Raw genomic sequence first — 23310 nt, forward strand, 5'->3', positions numbered from 1 at the left:
GGTAACCCACGCCAGAGACGTCGGGGCGGCAGCGCCCGTGAACGGCGCGTTGCGCGACGACGAACGGATGCCGCGACCCGGCGCGGGTCGCGGCATCCGTTCTCGTCTGAGATCTGTGTGTCAGCCGGCGTTGGACTGCAGCCACGCCCACGGGTCGACGTTCGAGCCGTTGATGTACGTCTCGAAGTGCAGGTGGTTCGCGGTGGAGCGTCCGGTGCTGCCGACGAAGCCTATGATCTGGCCGGCCTCCACGGTCTGGCCGGGCACGACCTGGCGGCTGCCGTACGTCATGTGGCCGTACAGAGTGCCCACGCGCTGGCCGTTGATGGCGTGGTCGATCGTGACCGCGACGCCGTAGCCGCCGTAGCTCTCCTGCGACACCTTCACGACACCGGCGGCGGCGGCGAAGATCGGCGTGCCGGCCGGGGCGAGCATGTCGACGCCCATGTGCGCGCCGCCTCGCGTGCCGAAGCCCTCACCCAGGGTGAAGTTCGCCAGCGGCCAGCGCACGGCGCCGCTGCCCGGCGCGACCATGCTCAGATCGAACTTGACGCCGGGCGACGTCGTCGCCACCTGCGCCGCGAGTCGCGCGCGCTCGGCGGCGGCTTCGGCGGCCTTCTTCTTCTCGATCTCTTCGGCGGTCGTCGCCGAGTAGCTCTCACGCGAGAGCTCGGTGGCGTTCGCATCCGACGCGGCCACGAACGTCTGCGCGTCGTCGACCGCCATCTGCTGCAGGGTGACGGCCTCGTCGCTCGGACGCGCCGCGGCGAACGCGGGGATCGCGACGGTGGCGACCATACCGCCGACCATGCTCAGGATCACCAGACTGCGCAGCGGCTTGATCACGCGATTGGGCTTCTTGGGCGCCGCCACGGCGGGTCGCACCGACGACGGTGCAGGGGTGGTCTTGGCGGGCGCGACGGGTCGGGTAGGTCGCGCGGGGGTCTTCCGGTGCCGTACGCGACGAGTCACACTCGTCGCGTCACGGTCGGGTTCGCTCGCGGGCGACTCGATCTCTTCAGCCAAACGTTTCCTCCAGCGCCTCTGCGCCGAGGGCGCCTGGCTCGTCAGCATTCGATGTCGGGGCACGATATGCGGGCTTCACCACGTGAACGACGAGCCGGAGAGGCAATCCACGCGGGGTCCGGTCGGCGGGCTTCTCGCCTGGTGGACTGTTCGAGGCTACCCGAAGGTAACGAATCTGTCACGCTCCGCGCCTGGCAGGTTGCCGGGCGGAACCGATAAACGGATGCCGCAACCCCTGGCCGTGGGCCCACGCGCCCCGAGGCTCCGCGCAGCGCGAAGCGATGCGTGGAGAGGGCGTGGGGAGCATCCGTCAGCCTCTGTCAGCGTGCCTCGTCGACCAGGAAGATGTGCGACGCGACCTCGACCGGAAGCTCGAGACCCTCGTCATTCCCGTGCATCTGCACGAGCACGTACCCCTCGTTGTAGCGGTAGTCGCCGCTGGCGCCGGGGATGACGCCCGCGCCCTTCAGCTGCTGCAGCAGTTCGGGGTCGACCTGCGCCGGCTCGGCCAGGCGCCGTACCGTGCCGGTGATCGGCTCGCCGGCGTCGTTGAGGCGGCGCACGAGACCCACGACGCCCTGCTCGAACTCGTTGGCCGGAACGTCGCCGAGCTGGTCGAGTCCGGGGATCGGGTTGCCGTACGGAGACTCGGTGGGATGCCCCAGCAGTTCGACGAGGCGACGCTCGACCTGCTCGCTCATGACGTGCTCCCAGCGGCATGCCTCGTCGTGGACGTACGCCCAGTCGAGGCCGATCACGTCGGACAGCAGGCGCTCGGCGAGGCGGTGCTTGCGCATGACGTCGACGGCCTTCTGACGGCCCGCGCCGGTGAGCTCGAGCGTGCGATCCTCCGACACCACGACGAGTCCGTCGCGCTCCATGCGTCCGATCGTCTGCGAGACGGTCGGACCCGAGTGTCCGAGGCGCTCCGAGATGCGCGCGCGAAGCGGCACGATATTCTCCTCTTCGAGTTCGAGGATCGTGCGCAGGTACATCTCGGTGGTGTCGATCAGGTCGGTCATGTCGCGATTCCTCGATGCTCGAAGTGGGTAAGGACAGCCTATCTTCCGCGGCGACACGCGGGCCTCGTGGCGCGGGCGTCCGGGCGCAGGCGGCCGGGCGTAGGCGGCCGGGCGTAGGCGGCAGTCGGCCAGCCCGCGGCATGCTCTCCGCAGGCGGCCAGCGCGCTCGATCCTCTCCGCCGGGCGGCGACTGCTCAACAGGTCAACCGGGCTTCTACAGGACGTTCAGCCGCAGATTCCTCCTGTAGAAGCCTGGTTGACCTGTCGAAGGCGCCGAGGCAGCGGACCGCGGCGCAGCTGCTGCAGGCTCCGTCCGCTCGGCGGGGCAGTCCTCGTGCACCGAGACGGCCAGCCCGATCGACCCTCTCCGCAGGGGCGGCTACCGCTCAACAGGTCAACCGGGCCTCTACAGGACGTTCGGCCGCAGATTCTTCCTGTGGAAGCCCGGTTGACCTGTCGAAGGTCGGCTACGGGGTGGGGTTCCGGACAGGCCAGCGGGATGCCTGGTGGCCGCTGTGTGCAGGCCCTGGGCGACCACGCGCTGAACGAGGTCCTGGACCTCATGCCAGCGCTCGACCACCTGCACGTAGGTCACACGGATCACGTGGTACCCCAGCAGTGTCAGCGCGGCGTCGTGCGCGACATCCTCCGCGCGCTGCAGACCCACGTGGTGTCCTCCGTCGACCTGCAGCACGAGACGGTCTCCGATGAGAAAGTCCACCCGGTGACCGGCGATCCAGATCTGCACCCGGATCGGAAGCCGCAGCCACTTCAGTCGCACCACCACGAGCGTCTCGAGGCCCGAGTCCGAGAACGGCGAGGCATCCGCGAGCAGCCGACGAGCCCTCGGTCGCAGCGGGAGCCTGGCAAGCTCCTCTTTGGTCACGAGCCCCTTGTTCAGCGCCGACTCCCAGACGGCGAGGGCAGTCTCATACGGCTGGCAGGTCGCCACCACGACAAGAGTGTTCAGGATGCCGTCCTCCAACGTGCCGGGCGCACGCGGTACAACCGGCACACTCCAGTGCACTGTCGCTGTGGGCAGCGCGAGCCGCGAGGCGGTCGGGGGCGCTCCGACGTGCGAGCGGTCCTCATCCAGCACCCACAGTCCGAGCCGCCTCGCCTGCGTGACACAGGTCAGCACGACGCCGGCACGCGCCGCGGCCACAAGGTAGGGATCGGCATCCTTCGCCGCGATCCATCCTCGCCGCGGCACCGTCACCTCCCCGCACGCCACCGCTGCCGCGAGCGCGAGCCGGCTGAACCCGGCGTCAACGAGCACGGCCGCACGCACGACCCCGCCCCTCTTCATCACCGTGTCGATGAGCTGTTCCATCCCGCAACTGTGAGCGGATGCCCCAACCGGGGGTCGCGGCATCCGTTCATCCGTGGACAACTCGACCCGCCATCCTCCTGTGGAGGAGGCAGCTCAACAGGTCAACTACGCCTCTACATGACGATTGGCCGCGAATCCCTCCTGTGGAACCCCGGTTGACCTGTTTGGCGGCAAAGCAAGGCAACCGGGCCAGCGGACCGGCGCACCAGGCACGGCCCCAGTACTGCCCGAGCACGGCGAGGGCACGGCGCCCGGGAAAGGACACGGGACGGATGCCGGGAGTGCGGGCAACGGATGCCGGGAGTGCGGACAACGGATGCTGGGAGTCATGCGGGCAACGGGAGGGCGGCATCGGATGCCGAGCGTGAGGGCGACGGATGCCGGGAGTCATGCCGCGTCACGCGAGAAAGGCGGGTTCGGCGCGCTCTCTAGAATCGACGCATGCCCCACATCGAGCTTCCGCGAGAGATCCTGCCCGCCGACGGACGATTCGGCTGCGGCCCGTCGAAGGTCATCCCGGCCCACCTCGAGGCGCTCGCGGGGCGCGGCGCGGCGCTCATGGGCACCTCGCACCGGCAGGCTCCGGTGAAGAGCCTCGTGGGCGAGGTGCGCGCCGGTCTGCAGGAGCTCTTCCGCATCCCGGACGGCTACGAGGTGATCCTCGGCAACGGCGGCTCGACGGCGTTCTGGGATGCCGCCGCGTTCGGACTGATCCAGTCGCGCAGCCAGCACCTCGTGTTCGGCGAGTTCGGCGGAAAGTTCGCCAAGGCCGCGAAGACCCCCTGGCTCGAAGCGCCGGACGTTCGCGAGGTCGCCGCGGGCACGCGCACCACCCCCGAGGCGGTGGACGGCGTCGACGTGTACGCGTGGCCGCACAATGAGACCTCGACCGGCGTCGCAGCCCCTGTCGCGCGGGTTCAGGGCGACGAGGGCGCGCTGACCGTCGTCGACGCGACCAGCGCCGCCGGCGGCATCGACTTCGCCGCGGCCGAGGCCGACGTGTACTACTTCGCACCGCAGAAGAACCTCGGCTCGGACGGCGGACTGTGGTTCGCCCTCGTGTCGCCCGCTGCGATCGAGCGGATCGAGCGCATCGCCGCGTCGGGCCGTTACATCCCGGAGTTCCTGAGCCTCAAGCAGGCGCTGGACAACTCCCGTCTGAACCAGACCCTCAACACCCCCGCGCTGGCCACGCTGTTCCTGCTCAACGAGCAGCTGACGTCGATCAACGGCAACGGCGGCCTCGCCTGGGCCGATGCCCGCACCCGCGAGTCGTCGCGGGCGCTGTACGACTGGGCCGAGGCATCCGGTTTCGCGACGCCCTTCGTGGCCGACCCCGCCGACCGCTCCCCCGTCGTCGTGACGATCGACTTCGACGAGAAGGTGGATGCCGCGGCCGTGGCCAAGAGCCTCCGCGCCAACGGCGTCGTCGACACCGAGCCGTATCGCAAGCTGGGCCGCAACCAGCTGCGCGTCGCGACGTTCGTATCGATCGAGCCCGACGACGTGCGTCAGCTCATCCGCTGCATCGACTACACCGTGGCGCGACTGGGCTGAAGGCCCCGCGTCAGGTCAGCGGTGAGGGTGCGGGCGACAGCACGGCGCTGACGATCGCCTCGATGGCGAATTCCGAGGCGGCCGCGAGATCGACCGCGTCGGGGTCGAGCAGCCACTGCACCTGCAGTCCGTCCATGACGGCCAGGATGCTCGCGGATGCCGCGGCCACCGTATCGGGTGCGGTCACGCCGCGCTCTGCGCACACGACCGCGAAGGCGTGGGCGACCTCGGCACGCAGCGTCTCATAACGCTTCTGGAAGAAGTCCCGACCCGGGTGGTCGTCGGTCACCGACTCGGCCGACAGCACGACGTACGCCTGCACGATGCCTGCACGGTGCGCGTTGACCAACGCCGTGCGCACGAGGTGACGGAACAGCGGCATGCCGTCGGGGATGTGCTGCTCTTCGAGATCGGCGACGTCGGTCTCGTCGCGGTGACGCAGCACCTCGAGCAGCAGCTGATCCTTGGATCCGAAGTGATGCAGGATCCCGGCGTGGGTCATGCCGACCTGGTCGGCGATCTCCTGCAGGGTTCCGCCGGTGAACCCTTTGCTCCCGAAGATCTCGACCGCGGCGTCGAGGATGTCTCGGCGCCGCGCGAGTGTCTCGGGTCTCGAACGCGGTTGCCGCCGCTGAGTTGCCACGGTCGGCACCCCCTTCTTCGCTGCGTTTCCAGAGTCTACGCACGCGGGCGGCACTGGCTCGCCGACACGCACTTGCAATAGTTACTTACTTGATTGTAAGTTGATGCCGCAATCACTCGCGACGCCGTGGTCACACCTGGATTCACGGCGCCGTGCACCCATCACGAAGGAGTAGCAATGAGGCTCAGAACCTCCCTCGTCGCCGTGGGCCTCGCCGCGGCGATCACGCTGACCGGCTGCGCAGGCGGCGGCAACGACCCGGCCGAACCCGAGGCCGGCGCAGCACTCACGATCGCCAAGCCCGACGGCCCGATCACCACCGAAGGCAACAACCCGTGGGTCGGCGACTCGTCCGCCCTGCGCCTGGGCTATGCCAACGCGATCTTCGAACCGCTGGGCATCGTCAACCTCGTCGACCCCAGCGCCGACGTCGTGCCCTGGCTTGCATCCGAGATCACATGGGCCGACGACTACCGCTCCGTGCAGCTGACAGCTCGAGAGGGCGTCACCTGGAACGACGGCGAAGACTTCACCGCCGAAGACATCGCCTTCACGTTCGAGCTCATCAAGGACAACCCCGCGCTGGACACCACCGCACTGGGCATCACGGATGTCGCGGTCGACGGAGCGACCGTGACGGTGTCGTTCGAGAACCCGATGTACATCAAGCAGGACAAGGTCCTGCACAAGCTCATCGTGCCCGAGCACGTCTGGGCGGAGGTCGACGACCCGACGACCTTCACCAACGAGGAGCCCGTCGGCACCGGCCCCTACACGCTCGAGAGCTTCAGCACGCAGTCCGTCGAGCTGACCGCGCGGGACGACTACTGGGGTGGCGAACTGGCCGTGCCGACGCTCTACTACGTCTCCTACGCCGACAACACCGCCCTCACCACGGCACTCGCGAACGGCGACGCCGACTGGGCGCAGTCGTTCATCCCCAACGTGCAGTCGGCGTACCTCGACAAGGGCGAGGACAACGTGTACTGGGCGCCGGCGGGCTTCGGCATCGACACGATGTTCGTCAACACGCTCGAGAAGCCGTTCGACGACGTGGCCTTCCGCCAAGCCGTGAACATGGTGATCGATCGCGCCAAGCACGCCGAGATCGCGCGCGAAGGCGGCGTGCCCGAGCTCACGTCGGTGACCGGACTGCCGACACCGGCTGGCGACGACTACATCTCGGCGGAGTTCGCCGGGCAGGACTTCGCGGTCGACGTCGAGGGCGCCAAAGCCGTGCTCGAGGGCGCCGGATACACGTGGGACGGCGACACCCTCGTCGACCCCGACGGCGAGCCGGTCACCTTCACGCTGACGGTGCCGCAGGGCTGGAACGACTACGTCACGGGCATCAGCCTGATCTCGGATGCCGTGAAGGAGCTCGGCGTGGACGCCGCGGTCGACACTCCCGACGCCGACAGCTGGTGGGAGGCCAAGGGCGCCGGCGACTTCCAGGCGATCCTGCACTGGACCGACTCCGGCGCCACGCCGTACGACCTGTACAGCGACATGATGGACGGCCGGTTCCTCAAGCCGCTGGGCGAGGCCGCGGACTTCAACTTCGGGCGCTACGACAGCCCCGAGGCCACGGCCGCGCTCAACGAGTACGCCACCACGACGGATGAGGCCGCCCGCGCGACCGCGCTCGAGACGATCCAGCGGATCTTCGTCGAGGACGTACCGACCATGCCGATCGGCACGCGCCCGTTCATCAGCCAGTACAACACCCGCAACTACGTGGGCTGGCCGAGCGACGAGGACCCGTACGTCAACGCCGATCCCACGCAGCCGACCGCGGTGTACATCCTCACGAAGCTGCAGCCCGCCGGCTGACCTCGATCACGTGCGGGGCCGGGCCCACGGCCCGGCCCCCGTTCCGTGACACCGCGTTCGCGAGTCGACGACCCTTCCCACACGAAATCGAGACATGACCGAAGACGTTCTGCTGACGATCTCCGACTTCAGCGTCACCTACGACGTCGATCCGCCCGTCGAGGCGGTCCGCGAGGTGAGCCTGCAGCTGCGGCGCGGCGAGATCCTGGGCCTGGCCGGCGAATCCGGCTGCGGCAAGACCACCCTGGCCTACGGCATCCAGCGCCTGCTCAAGCCCCCGGCCGTCATCACCGGCGGCGAAGTGCTCTTCCATGATGCGAGCGGTGAGCGGGTCGACATCGGCGCGCTGTCGGACGACGACATGCGGCATTTCCGCTGGGACAAGGCATCGATCGTCTTCCAGGGGGCGATGAACGCCCTCAATCCCGTCATCACGATCGGCCGGCAGCTCGCCGACGTCTTCACGACCCACCGTCCCGAGCTGTCCCGCCGCGAGCGCACACGGGCCTGCGGCGACCTGCTCGATCTCGTCGGCGTCGGCCGCGAGCGGCTGAAGTCCTACGCCCACGAGCTCTCGGGCGGCATGCGACAGCGCGTCATGATCGCCATGGCGCTCGCGCTGCATCCGCAGCTGATGATCATGGACGAGCCCACGACGGCCCTCGACGTGCTGGTGCAGCGCGAGATCCTGCGGCAGATCTCGGATCTGCGCCGCGAGTTCGGCTTCTCGGTCATCTTCATCACCCACGACCTGCCGCTGCTCCTGGAGATCTCCGACCGCATCGCGATCATGCGGGAGGGGCGCATCGTCGAGCTCGACACCGCCGAGAACATCTACCGCGATGCGCAGCACGAATACACCCGCACGCTGCTGTCGTCGTTCCCCAGTCTGACCGGCGAGCGTGGCGACTTCGTCCGCACCGGCGCCGGCGCGACGGAGGTGCCGGCATGACGACTCTCGAGTTCCGCGGCGTCTCGAAGCGCTACCGCGTACGGGGCGCGGGCCACATGCTCGCGCTCGACGACGTGAGCTTCACGCTGACCAGCGGCCAGACCATCGCCCTTGTCGGCCAGAGCGGCAGCGGCAAGTCCACGATCGCCAAGATCATCACGCAGCTGGAGAGGCAGAGCGCGGGACAGGTCCTGCTCGACGACGCCCCGATCCCCCGACGTGGCCGTGGTCTGCGGCGCTACCGGCAGCAGGTGCGGATGGTGTTCCAGGACCCGTTCGCGTCGCTGAATCCGTACCACACCATCCGCCACCACATCGAGCGGCCACTGCGCCTGGACCGTGTCGTGCCGGGCGATGAAGTCGAGGCCGAGATCCGGCGCCTGCTGGAGCGGGTGCGGTTGAACCCCGACAGCACGATCGACCGTCGCCCGCACGAGCTCTCGGGCGGGCAGCGCCAGCGTGTCGCGATCGCCCGGGCTCTGGCATCCCGCCCCCGCCTGCTAATCGCCGACGAGCCGGTGTCGATGCTCGATGTGTCCATCCGGCTCGGCGTGCTCAACCTGCTCGCCGATCTGCAGCGTGAGTCCGACCTCGGTGTGCTCTACATCACGCACGACCTCGCGACGGCCCGCCACTTCAGCGACGAGATCATGGTGCTCAACCGCGGCCGTGTGGTGGAGCGAGGCCGGGCCGACGACGTGATCCTGCGCCCGCAGGACGAGTACACACGCCGGCTGCGGGACGCCTCCCCCGACCCGGACCGCCACTTCGCCCGTCCCGATTCGACCGCGCCCGACCAGCAAGGAGCGTTCGCATGAGATTCGCGCTGCGACGCGCCGCCTTCTACCTCTTCACGGCCTGGGCGGCCATCACGATCAACTTCCTCCTGCCCCGGATGATGAAGGGCGACCCGATCTCTGCCTATCTGCAGAAGAACCAGGGCAAGATCAGCCCCGAAGCGGTCGCCGCACTGCGGACCCTCTTCGGGCTCGACACCGAGCGCTCGCTGTGGGAGCAGTACATCGACTACTGGAAGCTGCTCTTCAGCGGCGACCTGGGCCGCTCGTTCTCACACGGCCTCTCACCGGTGACCGACATCATCGGCACCGCGCTTCCCTGGACGGTCGGGCTCGTCGGGCTCGCGACCATCGTCTCGTTCATCCTGGGCACCGTCGTCGGCGCCGTCATCGGCTGGCGACGCGGACGCGGGTCGGATGCCGTCATCCCGGTCGCCACGTTCTTCTCGACTGTTCCCTACTTCTGGATGGGCCTCATCGCGATCGCGGTCTTCTCGTCGGCGCTCGGCTGGTTCCCCGCATCCCACGCCTACGGCAAGGGGACGCAGCCCGGACTGACGCCCGAGTTCATCGGCGAGGTCATCTACCACGGCGCTCTGCCGGCCATCACGATCGTCATCGCGTCGCTCGGCGGCTGGATCCTCGGCATGCGCAACATGATGATCACGGTCCTCGACGAGGACTACATCACCGTCGCGCAGGCCAAGGGACTGCCCGATCGCGTCGTGGTGCGCACGTACGCGGCACGCAACGCGATGCTGCCGCAGCTGTCGAGCTTCGCCCTCGCACTGGGCTTCATCGTGGGCGGCACGCTCGTGATGGAGCTCGTCTTCTCCTATCCCGGCATCGGCAAGCTGCTGCTGGATGCGACCAACGCCAAGGACTACCCGCTCATGCAGGGCATCTTCCTGGTGATCACCCTCGCGGTGCTGGCCGCGAACATCCTCGCCGACATCGCGTACGTCATCCTCGATCCGCGCGCCCGTCAGATGGAGGCCTGACATGACCGTCCCCACCACGACCGCGCTCGAGGCGGAGTCCGCCGCCCCCGCGCCGGCGCCACCGGCCCCCGCCCCGGCCGCGCCCGCCGGACGCTCGACGCTCGCCCGCCTCGGCTCCTCGTTCGCGATGTTCCGCAACCGCAAGTCGATCACCGGACTCGCGATCCTCGGGTTCTTCGTGCTGATCGCGGTGTTCGGCGACCTGATCGCGCCGTACGGACCGCTCGAGAAGGACTACACCGCCCTCAAGCAGCCACCCTCGTGGCAGCACATCCTGGGCACGAGTCACATGGGCGAAGACATCCTGAGCCAGCTCATCTACGGCACGCGCGGCGTGCTGATCGTAGGCCTTCTCGCCGGCGTCCTGGCAACGGCGCTGGCCGTGGCCATCGGCGTGACCGCCGGCGTCGTGACCGGGTGGAAGAGCGAATCTCTGTCGGCACTGACCAACGTCTTCCTGGTGCTGCCGGGCCTGCCGCTCATGATCATCATCGCGTCGCAGTTCGACGACCCCAGCCTGCTGCTGATCGCCGCTGTGCTGGCGCTCACCGGGTGGGCGTGGGGCGCCCGGGTTCTCAGAGCCCAGACCATGTCGCTGCGCAACCGCGACTTCGTGCAGGCCGCGCGCGCCAACGGCGAGCCGCTCGGGCGCATCATCACGGTCGAGATGCTGCCGAACCTGATGGCGATCATCGCCTCCAGCTTCGTCGGCACCGTGACCGCCGCCGTGCTGGGCCTGACGACCCTCGCGTTCATCGGGGTCATCCCGATCAACAACCTCAACTGGGGCACGATCCTGTTCTGGGCGCAGCAGAACGGCGCCTTCCCCGACTACTGGTGGTGGTACATCCCGGCGGGACTGTGCATCGCCGTGCTGGGCATGGCCCTGTCGCTGATCAACTTCGGCATCGACGAGTACGTCAACCCCCGCCTCCGCTCCGCCGGCGAGCGGGCACGTGCCCTGCGCAAGAAGGGCATCAAGCCGGCAGGCGGCGTCACCGCCGTCCGCAACGACACGACCGCGACCGCGGCGCCCCGACAGGAGACCCCGTGACCGACGCCCCCTCGACATCCGAGCGTTCGCGACCGCCGTACCTGGATCCCTCGCTCCCGGTCGCCGACCGGATCGCGGACCTGCTCGCGCGCATGAGCGTCGAGGAGAAGGTCGGGCAGATGCTGCAGCTCGACGCGCGTGACGACCTCGACGAGCAGGTGCTGCGCATGCACGCCGGCTCGATCCTGCACGCCTCCCCCGAGAAGGTGCTGCGCGCCAGGGAGCTCACCCTGCAGACCCGCCTGCGGATTCCGCTGCTCGTGGCGGAGGACTGCATCCACGGCCACTCGTTCTGGGAGGGCGCCACCGTCTTCCCCACGCAGCTCGGCATGGCGGCGACCTGGGACCCGCAGCTGCTCGAGCAGGTCGCCCGCGCAACCGCCGTCGAAGTGTCGGCCACCGGCATCCACTGGACCTTCTCGCCCGTCCTGTGCATCACGCGGGACCTGCGCTGGGGCCGGGTCGACGAGACCTTCGGCGAGGACCCGTTCCTGATCGGCGAGCTCGCCTCGGCGATGGTGCGCGGGTACCAGGGCGGCGGACTGGGCGACCCGACGGCCATCCTCGCCACCGCGAAGCACTTCGCCGGCTACTCCGAGACGCAGGGCGGGCGCGACGCGAGCGAGGCCGACATCTCGCAGCGCAAGCTGCGATCGTGGTTCCTGCCGCCCTTCGAGCGAGTGGCGAGGGAGGGATGCCACACCTTCATGCTGGGCTACCAGTCCATCGACGGCGTGCCCATCACCGTGAACGACTGGCTGCTGAACGACGTGCTGCGCGGCGAGTGGGGATTCACCGGCACACTGATCACCGACTGGGACAACGTGGGCCGCATGGTGTGGGAGCAGCGGGTGCAGCCCGACTACGCCCACGCCGCGGCCGCGGCCGTCCGCGCCGGGAACGACATGATCATGACGACCCCCGGATTCTTCCGCGGGGCGCTGGACGCGATCGAGCAGGGGCTGCTCACCGAGGACGCGCTCGACCGTGCCGTGGCTCGCGTGCTGCTGCTGAAGTTCGAGTTCGGGCTCTTCGAGGACCCTCGGCTGCCCGATGCCGGGCGCATCCGCGAGCAGATCGCCTCCGGCGCGCACACGCGCCTCAACCTCGAGGTCGCGCGCCGTTCGCTCGTGCTGTTGCGCAACGACGGCGTCCTCCCGTTCGCGGGCGGTCTCACCGCCGACACGTCGGGGCGCGCTGCGCCCTCAGCCGCCGGTCCGCGACGCGTCGCGGTCATCGGCGCCCTCGCCGACGACGCGCAGACGCAGCTCGGCGATTGGGCCGGGTCATCCGGACAGGTCGACTGGCTGCCTGACGGCCACCCGCGCGCGGCGATCACCACCGTGCTCGACGGGTTGCGCACGCACGCCCCCGACGAGTGGAGCATCGAGTACGCGCCGGGATACGGCATCCTGACCCTCGAGGACGACCCGGCGGGATCGTTCTTCCCTGACGGCCAGCCTCGCCCCCAGATCGTGGTGCCCGCCGAACCCGACGAGGCGATGATCGCCGAGGCGGTCGCGACGGCGAACGACGCGGACTACGCGGTCGTCGTCGTAGGCGACCGTATCGAGCTCGTCGGCGAGGGCCGGTCGACGGCCACGCTCGAGCTGATCGGCGGGCAGCGGGCGCTGCTCGAGGCGGTCGCCGCGACCGGCACGCCGCTGGTCGTGGTGCTGCTGGCGTCCAAGCCGCACGTGCTGCCTGCGGCGGTGGCGGATGCCGCGGCGCTCGTGTGGACAGCCAACCCGGGCATGCAGGGCGGACGCGCGGTCGCCGAGCTGCTGCTGGGGCTGATCGAGCCGCAGGGCAGGCTGCCGCTGTCGTTCGCGCGCCACGCCGGGCAGCTGCCGATCTACTACAACCAGATCCGCGGGCAGCACGGCGACCGCTACGCCGATCTGACCCAGAGCCCGGCCTTCGCCTTCGGTGAAGGTCTGACCTACTCCTCGGTCGAGTACAGCGACCTCCGTCTCATCGACGACGAGCCGGGATCGGACGACGTCGTGACGGCGCGCGTCACGGTGCGCAACACCGGTGACCGGCCCGCTCACGAAGTCGTGCAGGCGTACGTGCGCGACAGCGTGACCTCGGTCAGCTGGGCCGACAAAGAACTCAAGGCGTACCGTCATGTCGACGTCGCGCCAGGCAGATCCGAGACGGTCGAGATCACACTGCCGGTGGCAGAGTGCACGATCGTGGATGCTGCGGGCCGGCGCATCGTCGAACCGGGCGAGTTCGAGCTGCTCGTGGGGCCGTCCTCACGCGACGAGGTGCTGCTGAGCGCGGTCTTCCGCGTCGCAGACACCGCTGCCGTGCGGACGCCGGCCGAGGCGGAGGCCGCCGGACGAGCGTGACGCCGCGCGCCGTGAGGCGCGTGGGCCGTCAGTCGTCTGAGTCGTCCTCGTCCGAGTCATCCTCGTCGTCGTCGTCCGATTCATCCTCGTCGTCGGAGTCGTCCTCGTCGTCGTCCGAGTCGTCGTCGTCCGAGTCATCCTCGTCGTCGTCGTCATCCTCGTCGTCGTCGTCGTCGTCCGAGTCATCCTCGTCCGAGTCATCCTCGTCGTCGTCGGAGTCATCCTCGTCGTCGTCCGCGAGCTCGTCGATGTCGACCCCGTCGACGTCGCCGGCGTGCAGGATCGACGAGCCGTCGTGGTCGAAATCGACCGCGTCCAGGTCGTCGACGTCTTCGAGGTCGTCGTCATCGAGATCGTCGTCGTCGAGGTCCTCGTCCGACTCGACGTCCTCGCCTGCGGCGCGCGCAGCCTCGGCGAGCGCTGCCTGCGTGGCGTGGTAATCGGCCAGGCGGACCGCCCACGGCACCCAGTCCGGCGCGAGCAGTGCCCCGTCCCCGGGGAGCAGTTCGACCTCGAGCACGGTGGGCTCAGCGCCCTCGACGCGAGCCAGACTCACGGTCCAGAACCAGCCGGGGTAGCCGGGCAGCCGATTGCCGAAACGCAGCGACACGACGCCGCCGGCCTCGAGCCGGTAGTCGGCCGGCTCACCGATGGTCGACTCCGGCGTGATCTCACGCAGCGCCGCGAGTGCAAGGTCACGAGACTCCAGCAGCGCGGCATCGGCCTCGGCAGGCTCGACCTCGTCAGCCGAGTCCGGCACAGGCTCAGCCTCCCCGGTGGACTCTTCAGCGGCAGTCTCGACAGACGCCTCGGTCTCGTCGCCCGCCTCGGGGCCTGACTCCGGGGTGTGCTCGGCCTGCTCAGGCATCAAGCTCCTCGGCCACCTTGCGGAGCACCGCGGCGACCTTCTTGGCGTGAGCCCCGCTCGGGTAGCGGCCACGGCGAAGGTCGCCTCCGATGCCGTCGAGCAGCTTCACGAGATCCTCGACGATGATCGCCATGTCATCCGCCGGCTTGCGCGAGCGCTTGGCCAGGCTGACCGGCGCGTCCAGGACGCGGACCGAGAGGGCCTGCGGACCGCGCTTGCCCTCGGCCACGCCGAACTCGAGCCGCGTACCCGCCTTGGGCGCGGGCGCGCCGGCGGGCAGGGCGGTGGCGTGCAGGAAGACGTCCTGGCCGTCATCGGAGGCGATGAAGCCGAACCCCTTCTCCTCGTCGTAGAACCTGACCTTGCCGGTGGGCATTCAAGACCTCGCTGGGTGACGGCGCCTCGCGATCGGGCGCGGGCGGAACAGAGCATGACGAATGCGGGAACCCTGCGATCCCCACCCGTCCAGCCTACCCGTATGCCCCTTCCCCGGGAGCCGGGGCATCCGGGGCGGGAGCGAACGGTTAGGCTGGAGCGGATGAGCACGAAGTCTCCGGGCGAGGACGTTCCGATCCGCCGCATCGACCGCATTCTTGCGTTCATGTCGCTCGGACTGCTCGTGCTGTCGATCATCAGCTTCTTCGCGATCATGATCGGCTCGTCCGCGGGCGCGGACTTCAGCTCAGGGATCTGGCCGCTGGTCGGCGTTCTGGTGTACGTCGCGCCGATCGTGGCGTTCGCGCTGCTGCTGGCCGTGCTCATCATGAGCTTCGTGCGGAGGGCTCGGGCCAACGGAGGGAGCTGACGACGTGGCCTCCGATGCGCGCGCTCTCGCGACCTGGCTCGCGGCTCGCGACGACGGCGTGCTCGCTGAGGCGCTGGCCGCACGCGGCGTCTCGCCGTCGATCGGGTGGCACGACTTCTTCGACGCGGCCGAGGGTCTGCTCGAGCCGGCATCCGTCGACCGGGCACTGACGCGCCTGGACCGTGGCGAACTGATCGCCCTGGCATCCCGTGGATCCGTCGCCGGCGGGCACGCAGCCCGGCTGGCTCTCGCCGACGACGCCGGACGCGCCTTCTCTCCGGTGACGACGCGGGTCGAGGCCGCCGCGGCCGCACACCCCGAGGCGTTCACACCCGCCCGGCACGAGGATGTGCCGGCCGTCGCGGACGCCCGGGCGGTCGCCGCCGCGGCGGAACGCGCGTTCACGACGGCGGGAGCACTCGCCGATGTGCTGCTGGCCTGCCTGCACGCACCGCTGGCACGCACCGGCGCAGGCGCGGTCAGCGCCGCGGATCGACGGCGGCTGGCGGATGCCGGAGCGATCGCCGCACCCGAAGACCTCGACGATCTGCTCGCGTCCGCTGCCGCGGCCGGCCTCGCCGTGGCGCGCGAGCGGGACTGGGCGGTGACCGCGACCGGAGAACGGTGGCTGGAGACACCTACGCCGGAACGGTGGGCGCAGATCGCCGAGGGGTTCCGGGCGGGCCTGCCGCAGGGCCTGCGCACCCCCGACGGCGGCTTCGTGGCCCCCGGTTCATGGTCGTCGGCCTACCCCCTCGACCCCGTGTGGCCGGCCGAGTCCGAGCGTCTGCACCGGGTCGGCGCCCGCTGGGGCTTGCTGGCTGCGGACAGCGAGGAGTTCCCGTGGACGCAGGCGCTGCGCACAGGCGCGCCGACGGATGCCGCAGCCTTGGCCTCGCATCTGCCCTCCGAGATCGATCGCGTCTATCTGCAGGCCGATCTGACCGCCATCGCCCCGGGGCCGCTCGCCCCCGCGCTCGATCTGCGTCTGCGCTCGCTGGCGCTGCGCGAATCCCGTGCGCAGGCGTCGACCTACCGGTTCACGGCCGAGTCGCTCGGGGCGGGCATGACCGACGGCGAGACGGCCGAGTCGATCCGGCAGTTCCTGGCGGCACTGTCGCTGACAGGCATCCCCCAGCCCCTCGACTACCTCATCGAGAGCACCGCCGCCCGTCACGGCCTGGTTCGGGTGCGCGGCGACGAGGAGCTGGGACGCACGCGCGTCGATAGCCCCGACCGTGCGTTGCTGGCCGCGATCGCCGTCGACCAGGCGCTGCGTCCGCTCGGGCTCATCGAGACGAGCGACGGCCTGACCTCGAGGGTTGCGCGCGACGCCGTGTATTGGACTCTCGCCGACGCCCGCTACCCCGTCGTCGCGCTCGACGCTTCGGGCGCCCCCGAGTCGGTGCATCGACGAGCCACGGTCGCACCGGTCGAGCCGCGCGCCACTCCCCTGCAGACTTACGCGCGGCTCATCGCGACCCTGCGCGGCGGGCACGGCACCGAAGGAGAGACCGGCTGGCTCGAGCGCGAGCTGGAGCAGGCCGTCCGCGGCCGCGCCGAGATCGTCGTCGTCGTGCGCATGCCCGACGGATCGGAGCGATCGCTGACGCTCGAGGCATCCGGGCTCGGCGGCGGCAGGTTGCGCGGCCGCGATCGCGCCGCCGACATCGAGCGCACGCTCCCCGTCTCGAGCATCGTGAGCGTGAGGGCGCCCTGATCGCGGCCCCGCAGACGCCCGTCACCCGGCGCCCGGGTAGACTGGCACGTTATGGCTGACGGCCCCCTCATCGTCCAGAGCGATCGCACCGTGCTGCTCGAAGTCGCACACCCCGACGCTGAGAGCGCCCGGCACGAACTGGCGATCTTCGCCGAACTCGAGCGGGCGCCCGAGCACATCCACACCTACCGCATCACACGGCTGGGCCTGTGGAACGCGCGCGCCGCCGGACACGACGCCGAGGACATGCTCGCCACCCTCGAGCGGTGGTCGCGCTTCCCCGTTCCGCCGTCGGTGTCGATCGACATCTCCGAGACCGTCGGCCGTTACGGACGCCTCGTCATCGACCGCAACCGCGTCGAGGACGGCGGCGAGGGCGAGCTGATCCTGAAATCGACGGATGCCGCGGTGCTGGCCGAGGTCTCGAAGAACAAGCGCATCCAGCCCCTGCTGATCGGCCACCCGTCGCCCGACACGTTCGTGGTCGACGCGTGGGCCCGCGGCCACATCAAGCAGGAGCTGCTCAAGATCGGCTGGCCAGCCGAAGACCTCGCGGGCTACACCCCCGGCACACCGCATCCGATCGCTCTCGCCGACGAGGGCGAGGGGGCCGAATGGACGCTGCGCCCCTACCAGCGACAGGCCGTCGACATCTTCACGGAGGGCGGCTCGGGTGTCGTCGTGCTCCCGTGCGGCGCCGGCAAGACGCTCGTGGGAGCGGCGGCCATGGCCGAGACCAAGACGACGACCCTTATCCTCGTGACCAACACGGTGAGCGCGCGGCAGTGGCGCGACGAGCTGCTGCGTCGCACCTCGCTGACGCCCGAAGAGATCGGCGAGTACTCCGGTCAGGCGAAGGAGATCAAGCCGGTCACCATTGCGACCTACCAGATCCTCACGGCCAAGAGGAAGGGCGAGTACGCCCACCTGGCGCTGCTGGACGCCCTGGACTGGGGCCTCATCGTGTACGACGAGGTCCACCTGCTGCCGGCGCCGGTGTTCAAACTGACCGCGGATCTGCAGGCGCGTCGCCGACTGGGCCTGACGGCCACCCTGGTCCGCGAGGACGGCCGCGAAGGCGACGTGTTCAGCCTCATCGGCCCCAAGCGCTTCGACGCGCCGTGGAAGGAGATCGAGGCCCAGGGGTTCATCTCGCCCGCCGTCTGCTACGAGGTGCGCGTGGATCTGCCCGCGGGCGACCGGCTCGAGTACGCCGCCGCGGCTGACGACGAGCGCTACCGCCTCGCCGCGACCGCTCCCGCCAAGATCGACGTCGTCCGTCAGCTCGTGGAGCGGCACGAGGGCGAGCGCATCCTCATCATTGGGCAGTACCTCGACCAGATCGATGTGCTCGCCGACGCCTTGAACGCTCCGAAGATCACCGGCCAGACGCCGGTGGACGAGCGGGAGGAGCTGTACCAGGCGTTCCGCGTCGGCGAGATCTCGGTGCTCGTGGTGTCGAAGGTCGCGAACTTCTCGATCGACCTGCCCGAGGCATCCGTCGCCATCCAGGTCTCGGGATCGTTCGGCTCGCGGCAGGAAGAGGCCCAGCGACTCGGACGCCTGCTTCGTCCGAAGAAGTCCGGCAACACGGCCAGCTTCTACACGCTCATCGCCCGCGACACCGTGGACCAGGACTTCGCGCAGAACCGCCAGCGGTTCCTCGCCGAGCAGGGCTACGCCTACACGATCCTGGACGCGCACTCGCTCGCCGCCTGAGCCCTGACGGATGTCGCGGGGGCGACCCGCTCCTGGACGGAGGAGCGCTCAGCCCCGGACGGTCTCCGCGTCATCCCGCCTGGCGGAACCAATCGAGCGCGAGCTCGGCCACAGCCGCGGGGGCGTCCTCCGGGATGAAGTGCGAGGCCTTGTCGACGAACGCGAACTCGACGCGGACCGCACGTCGCTCGTGGTTGCGGCTGATCCTGCGCACGACATCCTCGGTGAACGTCGAGTCCTCACGCCCGAACACGAAGAGGGTGGGCGGCTGCAGCCGTGCGCGCTTGAAGTCGCCGCGCATCATCTGCATCGCCGCCGGAACCACCATGCCGCGGTACATCCGATGGACTGAGGCGAGCACTTCCGGGCGCTGCTCCGGCGCGAGGTATGCGGCGGTCTCATCGTCCGTGAACGGCCGGTGCTGGTACGCCGGGTTGAACAGATACCCGACGGAGGCCGGCGGACGGTGCAGGAGCAGCTTCGGCATATGACGGAAGGCCGGGATGAGCCTCGGGCTGAACTCCATGAACCCTGGCGGGACGGCGAGCTGCACCACAGCACGAATCCGGTGGGGGTGGCCATACGACAGCTGCATGGCTGAGATCGCACCCATGTCGTGCGCGATCACGTGCGCACGCTCGATGCCCAGACCGTCAAGCACCGCAAGCACGTCGCTCAATTGCGTCTCACGGTGGAAGGCGGGATCGTCGGACTCGGTCCAGCCGGACCCTCGCAGATCGGGGCAGATCGCGCGGTAGCCGTGCTCGGCGAGCACGGGGGCGATCGCATGCCATTGCCACCAGTGACCGGGAAAGCCGTGCAGCAGCATGACCGGCTCACCGGCACCGATGGTGGCGACGTGGCGGCGTACGCCTGAGGTCTCGACGACGAGATGCTCGAAGCCGGGGGCTTGCGGAAGAGGCGGCGACCAGGCCTTCGCGGTCGGGTCCAAGCGGGGTGTCGACGCGTCCATGATCGCGATCGTACTACGATCGTAGTGACCTGTCACTACAAATATAGTGCCACTGCTAGGCTCACTGCGTGACGACCCGCGAACGCGCCCTCGAAGCGGCGGTCGAGCTCGTGGGGACGCAGGGCATCCGGGCCCTCACTCACTCCCGCGTCGACACCCAGGCCGGGCTCCCCCGCGGCTCGACCTCGAACCACTTCCGAACACGCGCTGCGTTGCTGTCAGGCGTGACACAGTGGATCGCCGATCAGGAGACCCGCGATCTCGGCGCGATCCTCGCCCGGCAGTTCGACGACCTGGAGGGCTTCATCGACATCTACAGCTCGGCGATCGAGCTGCTGACCGGCCCCTACGCCGTGCGCACCCGCGCGCGCTACGCGCTCTTCCTCGAAGCGGCATCCGACCCCGACCTGTTCGCACCGCTGCATGCTCGGCGAGAGGGCATGGCTGCCTGGTCCAGGAGCCTGCTCGTCGCGCTGGGGGCGAAGCATCCCGACACCGCCGTGCACGCCTTCATGGCGTTCAGCGACGGCATCGTCCTGCACCGGCTGAGCGTCGACCCCGGCGCGCCGGTGCGCGAGAGCGTTGCCGTCGCCGTTCGCGGCTGCCTCGCAGCCTGACGCGGCGACGCGTTCACCCCGCTACTCACGTGCCAAAACACCAGCCGGTAACAAGACACGCTGGCTTCTGTCGAACGCCCACGGCGTGTCGTCGTCACCGACTGGTGTTTCCGCACGCGTGCGGGTCGTCGGCGTGCGGTGACAAGGCGGACGACGGGTCAGGAAGCGACGTAGCGGAGGAGCGCGAAGCCCTCGTCGTCGATGATGACGCCGGCCAGCGCGAACCGACGGTCCGACTCGCGCGCGCCCTGCACGATGCGACCGGCCGCTCCCCCGACGAATCGTGGAGCCACCGTGACGCACACCTCGTCGACGAGTCCGGCGTCCAGCATCGAGCCGAACAGGTGCGGTCCGCCCTCGCACAGCACCTGCGTCCACCCCCGGCGCGTGAAGGCGTCGAGCATCGCGGAGAAATCCACGGACTCGGTGCCCGCGGCCAGCACCTCGGCCACAGCGCCGAAGACTCCGCCACGTGCCCTGGCCGAGGCATCCGTCGTCACCACCACCGGCCGACCCACCGCGTCGGCGAAGACGGAGTCGCCGGGCTCGAGCCGCAGGCCGCCGCTCACGATCGCGAGCGCGGGCTGGTCGTCGAGCCCGTGCTCACGCCGCCACGCGACGTCGTCGTCGCCCACGCGGATGTCGCCGTAGCCCTCGGCGCGGACGGTACCGGCTCCGACGAGCACGACGTCAGCCATCGTGCGCAGCACCTGCATCGCCGAACGGTCCGTGTCGCCGCCGAGCCCGCCGCTCAGCCCTCGGAGCGTCACCGCCCCGTCGGCGCTCTCGACGAAGTTCATCCGCACGCGGGTGCGGTCGCGGTCGGGCAGCGCGTACGCGGCGAACAGCTCGTCGCGGCTCGGCATCAGTCGTTCCCTTCGGGACGGGCGTTGTGCCATTCATAGGCGGGCTGGCGCCAGCCGAGGATCGACTCGACCATGCGCATCGCATCGACGGTCTCGCGCACGTTGTGGGCGCGCACGATGCGCGCGCCCCGCAGCACACAGAAGACGGCGGCGGCGAGCGAGCCTGCTACGCGGTCGTCGCGCTCGCGGCCGAGGCTCTCGCCGACGAAGTCCTTGTTCGACAGCGCCACCAGCAGCGGCGAGCCCAACGTGGTCAGTTCGGCGAGTCCCCGCGTGAGCTCCAGCGTCTGCCGTGTGCTCTTGTTGAGGTCGTGCCCGGGGTCGAGCACGATGCGCGAATCGGGCACGCCGTGCTCACGGGCGACATCGCGGCGGCGCGCGAGGAAGGCACCGACATCCCCGACCACGTCGTCGTATCGCGGGAGCGGATGCCGGGTGCGCGGCTCGGCGAGGCTGTGGGCGATCACGATACCCGCACCGCCGGCTGCGACGACCTCCGCCATGCGAGGATCGCGCAGCCCCGTGGTGTCGTTCACCATCGCGGCGCCGGCCTCGATCGCGGCGCGCGCCACCTCGGGCTGGAACGTGTCGACGCTCACGCGCACGAAAGGCGCCAGTTCGCGCACCACCGGGACGACACGGGCGAGCTCGTCGTGGACGGGCACCGGCGGCCCCGGAGCGAACTTCACACCACCGACGTCGACGATCTCGGCGCCGGCCTCGACAGCGGCCAGCCCCGCGGCCACCGCCGCATCGAGCGCGAAGGTGGCGCCGCGGTCGTAGAACGAGTCAGGAGTGCGGTTCACGATCGCCATCACCGCAACATGACGGGTGAGGTCCAGGGCGCCGCCCGGCAGATCCAGCAGCAGCGGTGCCTCCTCCGGCACCGCTTCCCCCGGGACCAGCGGCCTCGCGGATGTCGAGACCAGCCCTCCTGCCGTCACGGGAGCAGACTCTCCAAGGGCACGTCGGCATCGGCGAGCCGGTCGGCGCCCACCCGCGCGCCGGAGCGGATGAGCTCCTGCACCGTCTCGTTGACGTCCCACACGTTGACGTTCATGCCTGCCACGACGCGATCATGGTCGACCCAGAACGCGATGAACTCGCGAGCATCGAGATCTCCGCGCACGACCACCTCGGCATCCGCCATCAGCGGGGCGTAGCCCGACAGCTCCATGCCCAGATCGTACTGATCGGTATAGAAGTAGGGGATGTCGTCGAATGAGGCGGACATGCCCAGCATCGACCTCGCGGCGATCTTGCCGGCACCGAGCGCGTTCGCCCAGTGTTCGCTGCGCAGGTGACGCTGCAGCACCGGGTGGAAGGCGTTCGCCACGTCACCGGCGGCGTAGACATCGGGCGCGCTCGTGCGCAGCGCCGAATCGGTCAGCACGCCGTTGAGGATCCGCAGGCCCGCTTGCTCGGCGAGCGCCGTGTCGGGGGTCGCGCCCACGCCGATCAGCACGAGGTCGGCGGCGAACGTCTCGCCGCCGGCAACCACTCCATCGGCCTGCTGCGTCCCGGTGATCCGCTCGATGCCGATCGATGTGCGCAGATCGACCCCGTGGTCGCGGTGCAGCGAGGCGAACACCGCGCCCATGTCGGATCCGAGCGCCGCGGCGAGCGGGACGGGATCGCGCTCGAGCACCGTCACCTCGTTGCCGAGCTCTCGCGCGGTCGCCGCGACCTCCATGCCGATCCATCCCGCCCCGATCACGACCAGACGGCGGCCGCCCTCGCGGAGGGCGGAACGCAGCGCCTCGGACTGATCGAGTCGTCGCAGCATGACGACGCCATCCAGGTCGGCGCCGGGCAGGGGCAGCGACCGCGGCTGCGCGCCCGTCGCGAGCAGCACGGCGTCGTAGGCCAGGTCCGTTCCGTCCGAGAGCGTCGCGCGCCGCGCCGACGCGTCGAGCGCCGTCACCGACGTCGAGGTGCGCAACGCGATGCCGCGCTCGTCGTACCACTGCGGCTCGTGCAGGATCGCGGCATCCGTCCCTTCCTTGCCCGCCAGGAATCCCTTCGACAGCGGCGGGCGCTGGTACGGCGGGTAGGGCTCGGCGGCGACGATCGTGATCTCGCCGTCGTGCCCGTTCTCTCGCAGCGCCTCGGCGGCGGTGCCGCCGGCGAGACCGCCCCCGATGATCAGCATGTGCGTCATGACGAC

21 protein-coding genes are annotated in these 23310 nt (G+C 69.8%); 11 read left to right on the plus strand and 10 right to left on the minus strand.

What is annotated here, in order from left to right; genetic code table 11:
• Positions 1-120: 120 nt before the first annotated feature.
• The 3 genes from ACLKM7_RS01600 to ACLKM7_RS01610 form a co-directional block, all read right to left on the minus strand.
• Positions 121-873 carry a M23 family metallopeptidase gene (locus tag ACLKM7_RS01600; RefSeq protein WP_436445264.1) on the minus strand — a complete coding sequence of 251 codons (753 nt, stop codon included), beginning with the start codon at positions 871-873 and terminating at the stop codon, positions 121-123.
• Positions 874-1346: 473 nt separating this feature from the next.
• Positions 1347-2048 carry a metal-dependent transcriptional regulator gene (locus ACLKM7_RS01605; protein ID WP_436445265.1) on the minus strand — a complete coding sequence of 234 codons (702 nt, stop codon included), beginning with the start codon at positions 2046-2048 and terminating at the stop codon, positions 1347-1349.
• A gap of 406 nt (positions 2049-2454) precedes the next feature.
• On the minus strand, positions 2455-3381 hold the full coding sequence (locus tag ACLKM7_RS01610; RefSeq protein WP_436445266.1) for an endonuclease domain-containing protein: 927 nt from the start codon (positions 3379-3381) through the stop codon (positions 2455-2457).
• A 441-nt stretch (positions 3382-3822) separates the two neighbouring features.
• Between ACLKM7_RS01610 and serC the strand changes: the two genes are divergently transcribed.
• A complete protein-coding gene (serC, locus tag ACLKM7_RS01615; RefSeq protein WP_436445267.1) occupies positions 3823-4938 on the plus strand; it encodes a phosphoserine transaminase in 1116 nt (371 codons plus the stop codon).
• Between the two features lie 10 nt (positions 4939-4948).
• On the opposite strand, the gene ACLKM7_RS01620 is transcribed toward serC, so the two are convergent.
• Positions 4949-5581, minus strand: a complete 633-nt coding sequence (locus tag ACLKM7_RS01620) for a TetR/AcrR family transcriptional regulator (RefSeq protein ID WP_436445268.1) — start codon at positions 5579-5581, stop codon at positions 4949-4951.
• A 177-nt stretch (positions 5582-5758) separates the two neighbouring features.
• Between ACLKM7_RS01620 and ACLKM7_RS01625 the strand changes: the two genes are divergently transcribed.
• From ACLKM7_RS01625 to ACLKM7_RS01650, 6 genes are all read left to right on the plus strand, one after another.
• On the plus strand, positions 5759-7414 hold the full coding sequence (locus tag ACLKM7_RS01625) for an ABC transporter substrate-binding protein (RefSeq protein WP_436445269.1): 1656 nt from the start codon (positions 5759-5761) through the stop codon (positions 7412-7414).
• Between the two features lie 94 nt (positions 7415-7508).
• On the plus strand, positions 7509-8366 hold the full coding sequence (locus ACLKM7_RS01630) for an ABC transporter ATP-binding protein (protein WP_436445270.1): 858 nt from the start codon (positions 7509-7511) through the stop codon (positions 8364-8366).
• Entirely contained in the window at positions 8363-9184 is an 822-nt protein-coding gene (locus ACLKM7_RS01635) for an ABC transporter ATP-binding protein (protein ID WP_436445271.1), read from the plus strand. Before ACLKM7_RS01630 ends, ACLKM7_RS01635 begins: the two co-directional genes overlap by 4 nt.
• Positions 9181-10164, plus strand: a complete 984-nt coding sequence (locus ACLKM7_RS01640; RefSeq protein WP_436445273.1) for an ABC transporter permease — start codon at positions 9181-9183, stop codon at positions 10162-10164. Before ACLKM7_RS01635 ends, ACLKM7_RS01640 begins: the two co-directional genes overlap by 4 nt.
• A gap of 1 nt (position 10165) precedes the next feature.
• Positions 10166-11218: an ABC transporter permease gene (locus tag ACLKM7_RS01645; RefSeq protein WP_436445274.1), complete on the plus strand. Its 1053-nt coding sequence runs from the start codon at positions 10166-10168 to the stop codon at positions 11216-11218.
• Complete coding sequence (locus ACLKM7_RS01650) at positions 11215-13575, plus strand: glycoside hydrolase family 3 N-terminal domain-containing protein (RefSeq protein ID WP_436445275.1); 2361 nt, start codon at positions 11215-11217, stop codon at positions 13573-13575. The genes ACLKM7_RS01645 and ACLKM7_RS01650 overlap by 4 nt, the downstream gene beginning before the upstream one ends.
• Before the next feature lie 28 nt (positions 13576-13603).
• On the opposite strand, the gene ACLKM7_RS01655 is transcribed toward ACLKM7_RS01650, so the two are convergent.
• The gene (locus ACLKM7_RS01655) at positions 13604-14443 is read right to left on the minus strand and encodes a DUF3027 domain-containing protein (protein ID WP_436445276.1); all 840 of its coding nucleotides are present in this window, start codon (positions 14441-14443) and stop codon (positions 13604-13606) included.
• Entirely contained in the window at positions 14436-14819 is a 384-nt protein-coding gene (locus ACLKM7_RS01660) for a cold-shock protein (RefSeq protein ID WP_436445277.1), read from the minus strand. Before ACLKM7_RS01660 ends, ACLKM7_RS01655 begins: the two co-directional genes overlap by 8 nt.
• 162 nt (positions 14820-14981) lie before the next feature.
• Here ACLKM7_RS01660 and ACLKM7_RS01665 point away from each other — a divergent pair, with 162 nt between their 5' ends.
• From ACLKM7_RS01665 to ACLKM7_RS01675, 3 genes are read left to right on the plus strand one after another with little or no spacing between them, the layout of a single operon-like run.
• Positions 14982-15248, plus strand: coding sequence for a multidrug ABC transporter ATPase (locus ACLKM7_RS01665; protein ID WP_436445278.1), 267 nt, complete (start codon positions 14982-14984; stop codon positions 15246-15248).
• 4 nt (positions 15249-15252) lie between these two features.
• Positions 15253-16968: a helicase-associated domain-containing protein gene (locus ACLKM7_RS01670; RefSeq protein ID WP_436445279.1), complete on the plus strand. Its 1716-nt coding sequence runs from the start codon at positions 15253-15255 to the stop codon at positions 16966-16968.
• Positions 16969-17019: 51 nt separating this feature from the next.
• Positions 17020-18687: a DNA repair helicase XPB gene (locus ACLKM7_RS01675; RefSeq protein WP_436445280.1), complete on the plus strand. Its 1668-nt coding sequence runs from the start codon at positions 17020-17022 to the stop codon at positions 18685-18687.
• Between the two features lie 70 nt (positions 18688-18757).
• Here the strand turns inward: ACLKM7_RS01675 and ACLKM7_RS01680 are convergent, their stop codons facing one another.
• Positions 18758-19660 (minus strand): alpha/beta fold hydrolase, encoded by a 903-nt coding sequence (locus ACLKM7_RS01680; protein ID WP_436445281.1) that lies wholly within the window; start codon positions 19658-19660, stop codon positions 18758-18760.
• A 68-nt stretch (positions 19661-19728) separates the two neighbouring features.
• Between ACLKM7_RS01680 and ACLKM7_RS01685 the strand changes: the two genes are divergently transcribed.
• Complete coding sequence (locus tag ACLKM7_RS01685; RefSeq protein WP_436445282.1) at positions 19729-20277, plus strand: TetR/AcrR family transcriptional regulator; 549 nt, start codon at positions 19729-19731, stop codon at positions 20275-20277.
• Positions 20278-20435: 158 nt separating this feature from the next.
• Here ACLKM7_RS01685 and ACLKM7_RS01690 read toward each other — a convergent pair whose 3' ends face one another.
• The 3 genes from ACLKM7_RS01690 to ACLKM7_RS01700 are packed head-to-tail and all read right to left on the minus strand — an operon-like array spanning position 20436 to position 23304.
• Positions 20436-21143, minus strand: a complete 708-nt coding sequence (locus ACLKM7_RS01690; protein ID WP_436445283.1) for a dihydrofolate reductase family protein — start codon at positions 21141-21143, stop codon at positions 20436-20438.
• Entirely contained in the window at positions 21143-22087 is a 945-nt protein-coding gene (gene folP / locus ACLKM7_RS01695) for a dihydropteroate synthase (RefSeq protein WP_436445284.1), read from the minus strand. Before folP ends, ACLKM7_RS01690 begins: the two co-directional genes overlap by 1 nt.
• A complete protein-coding gene (locus ACLKM7_RS01700; RefSeq protein ID WP_436445285.1) occupies positions 22084-23304 on the minus strand; it encodes an NAD(P)/FAD-dependent oxidoreductase in 1221 nt (406 codons plus the stop codon). The genes folP and ACLKM7_RS01700 overlap by 4 nt, the downstream gene beginning before the upstream one ends.
• Positions 23305-23310: the final 6 nt, after the last annotated feature.

Source organism: Microbacterium sp. I2, assembly GCF_051364985.1.
In the GTDB taxonomy this organism is placed as follows: domain Bacteria; phylum Actinomycetota; class Actinomycetes; order Actinomycetales; family Microbacteriaceae; genus Microbacterium.

Coding starts and splice junctions, on each gene's coding strand:
- ACLKM7_RS01605 (WP_436445265.1), bottom strand. CDS start 2,048: ATGACCGACCTGATCGACACCACCGAGATGTACCTGCGCACGATCCTC.
- ACLKM7_RS01610 (WP_436445266.1), bottom strand. CDS start 3,381: ATGGAACAGCTCATCGACACGGTGATGAAGAGGGGCGGGGTCGTGCGT.
- serC (WP_436445267.1), top strand. CDS start 3,823: ATGCCCCACATCGAGCTTCCGCGAGAGATCCTGCCCGCCGACGGACGA.
- ACLKM7_RS01625 (WP_436445269.1), top strand. CDS start 5,759: ATGAGGCTCAGAACCTCCCTCGTCGCCGTGGGCCTCGCCGCGGCGATC.
- ACLKM7_RS01630 (WP_436445270.1), top strand. CDS start 7,509: ATGACCGAAGACGTTCTGCTGACGATCTCCGACTTCAGCGTCACCTAC.
- ACLKM7_RS01635 (WP_436445271.1), top strand. CDS start 8,363: ATGACGACTCTCGAGTTCCGCGGCGTCTCGAAGCGCTACCGCGTACGG.
- ACLKM7_RS01640 (WP_436445273.1), top strand. CDS start 9,181: ATGAGATTCGCGCTGCGACGCGCCGCCTTCTACCTCTTCACGGCCTGG.
- ACLKM7_RS01645 (WP_436445274.1), top strand. CDS start 10,166: ATGACCGTCCCCACCACGACCGCGCTCGAGGCGGAGTCCGCCGCCCCC.
- ACLKM7_RS01655 (WP_436445276.1), bottom strand. CDS start 14,443: ATGCCTGAGCAGGCCGAGCACACCCCGGAGTCAGGCCCCGAGGCGGGC.
- ACLKM7_RS01660 (WP_436445277.1), bottom strand. CDS start 14,819: ATGCCCACCGGCAAGGTCAGGTTCTACGACGAGGAGAAGGGGTTCGGC.
- ACLKM7_RS01665 (WP_436445278.1), top strand. CDS start 14,982: ATGAGCACGAAGTCTCCGGGCGAGGACGTTCCGATCCGCCGCATCGAC.
- ACLKM7_RS01675 (WP_436445280.1), top strand. CDS start 17,020: ATGGCTGACGGCCCCCTCATCGTCCAGAGCGATCGCACCGTGCTGCTC.
- ACLKM7_RS01680 (WP_436445281.1), bottom strand. CDS start 19,660: ATGGACGCGTCGACACCCCGCTTGGACCCGACCGCGAAGGCCTGGTCG.
- ACLKM7_RS01690 (WP_436445283.1), bottom strand. CDS start 21,143: ATGCCGAGCCGCGACGAGCTGTTCGCCGCGTACGCGCTGCCCGACCGC.
- ACLKM7_RS01700 (WP_436445285.1), bottom strand. CDS start 23,304: ATGACGCACATGCTGATCATCGGGGGCGGTCTCGCCGGCGGCACCGCC.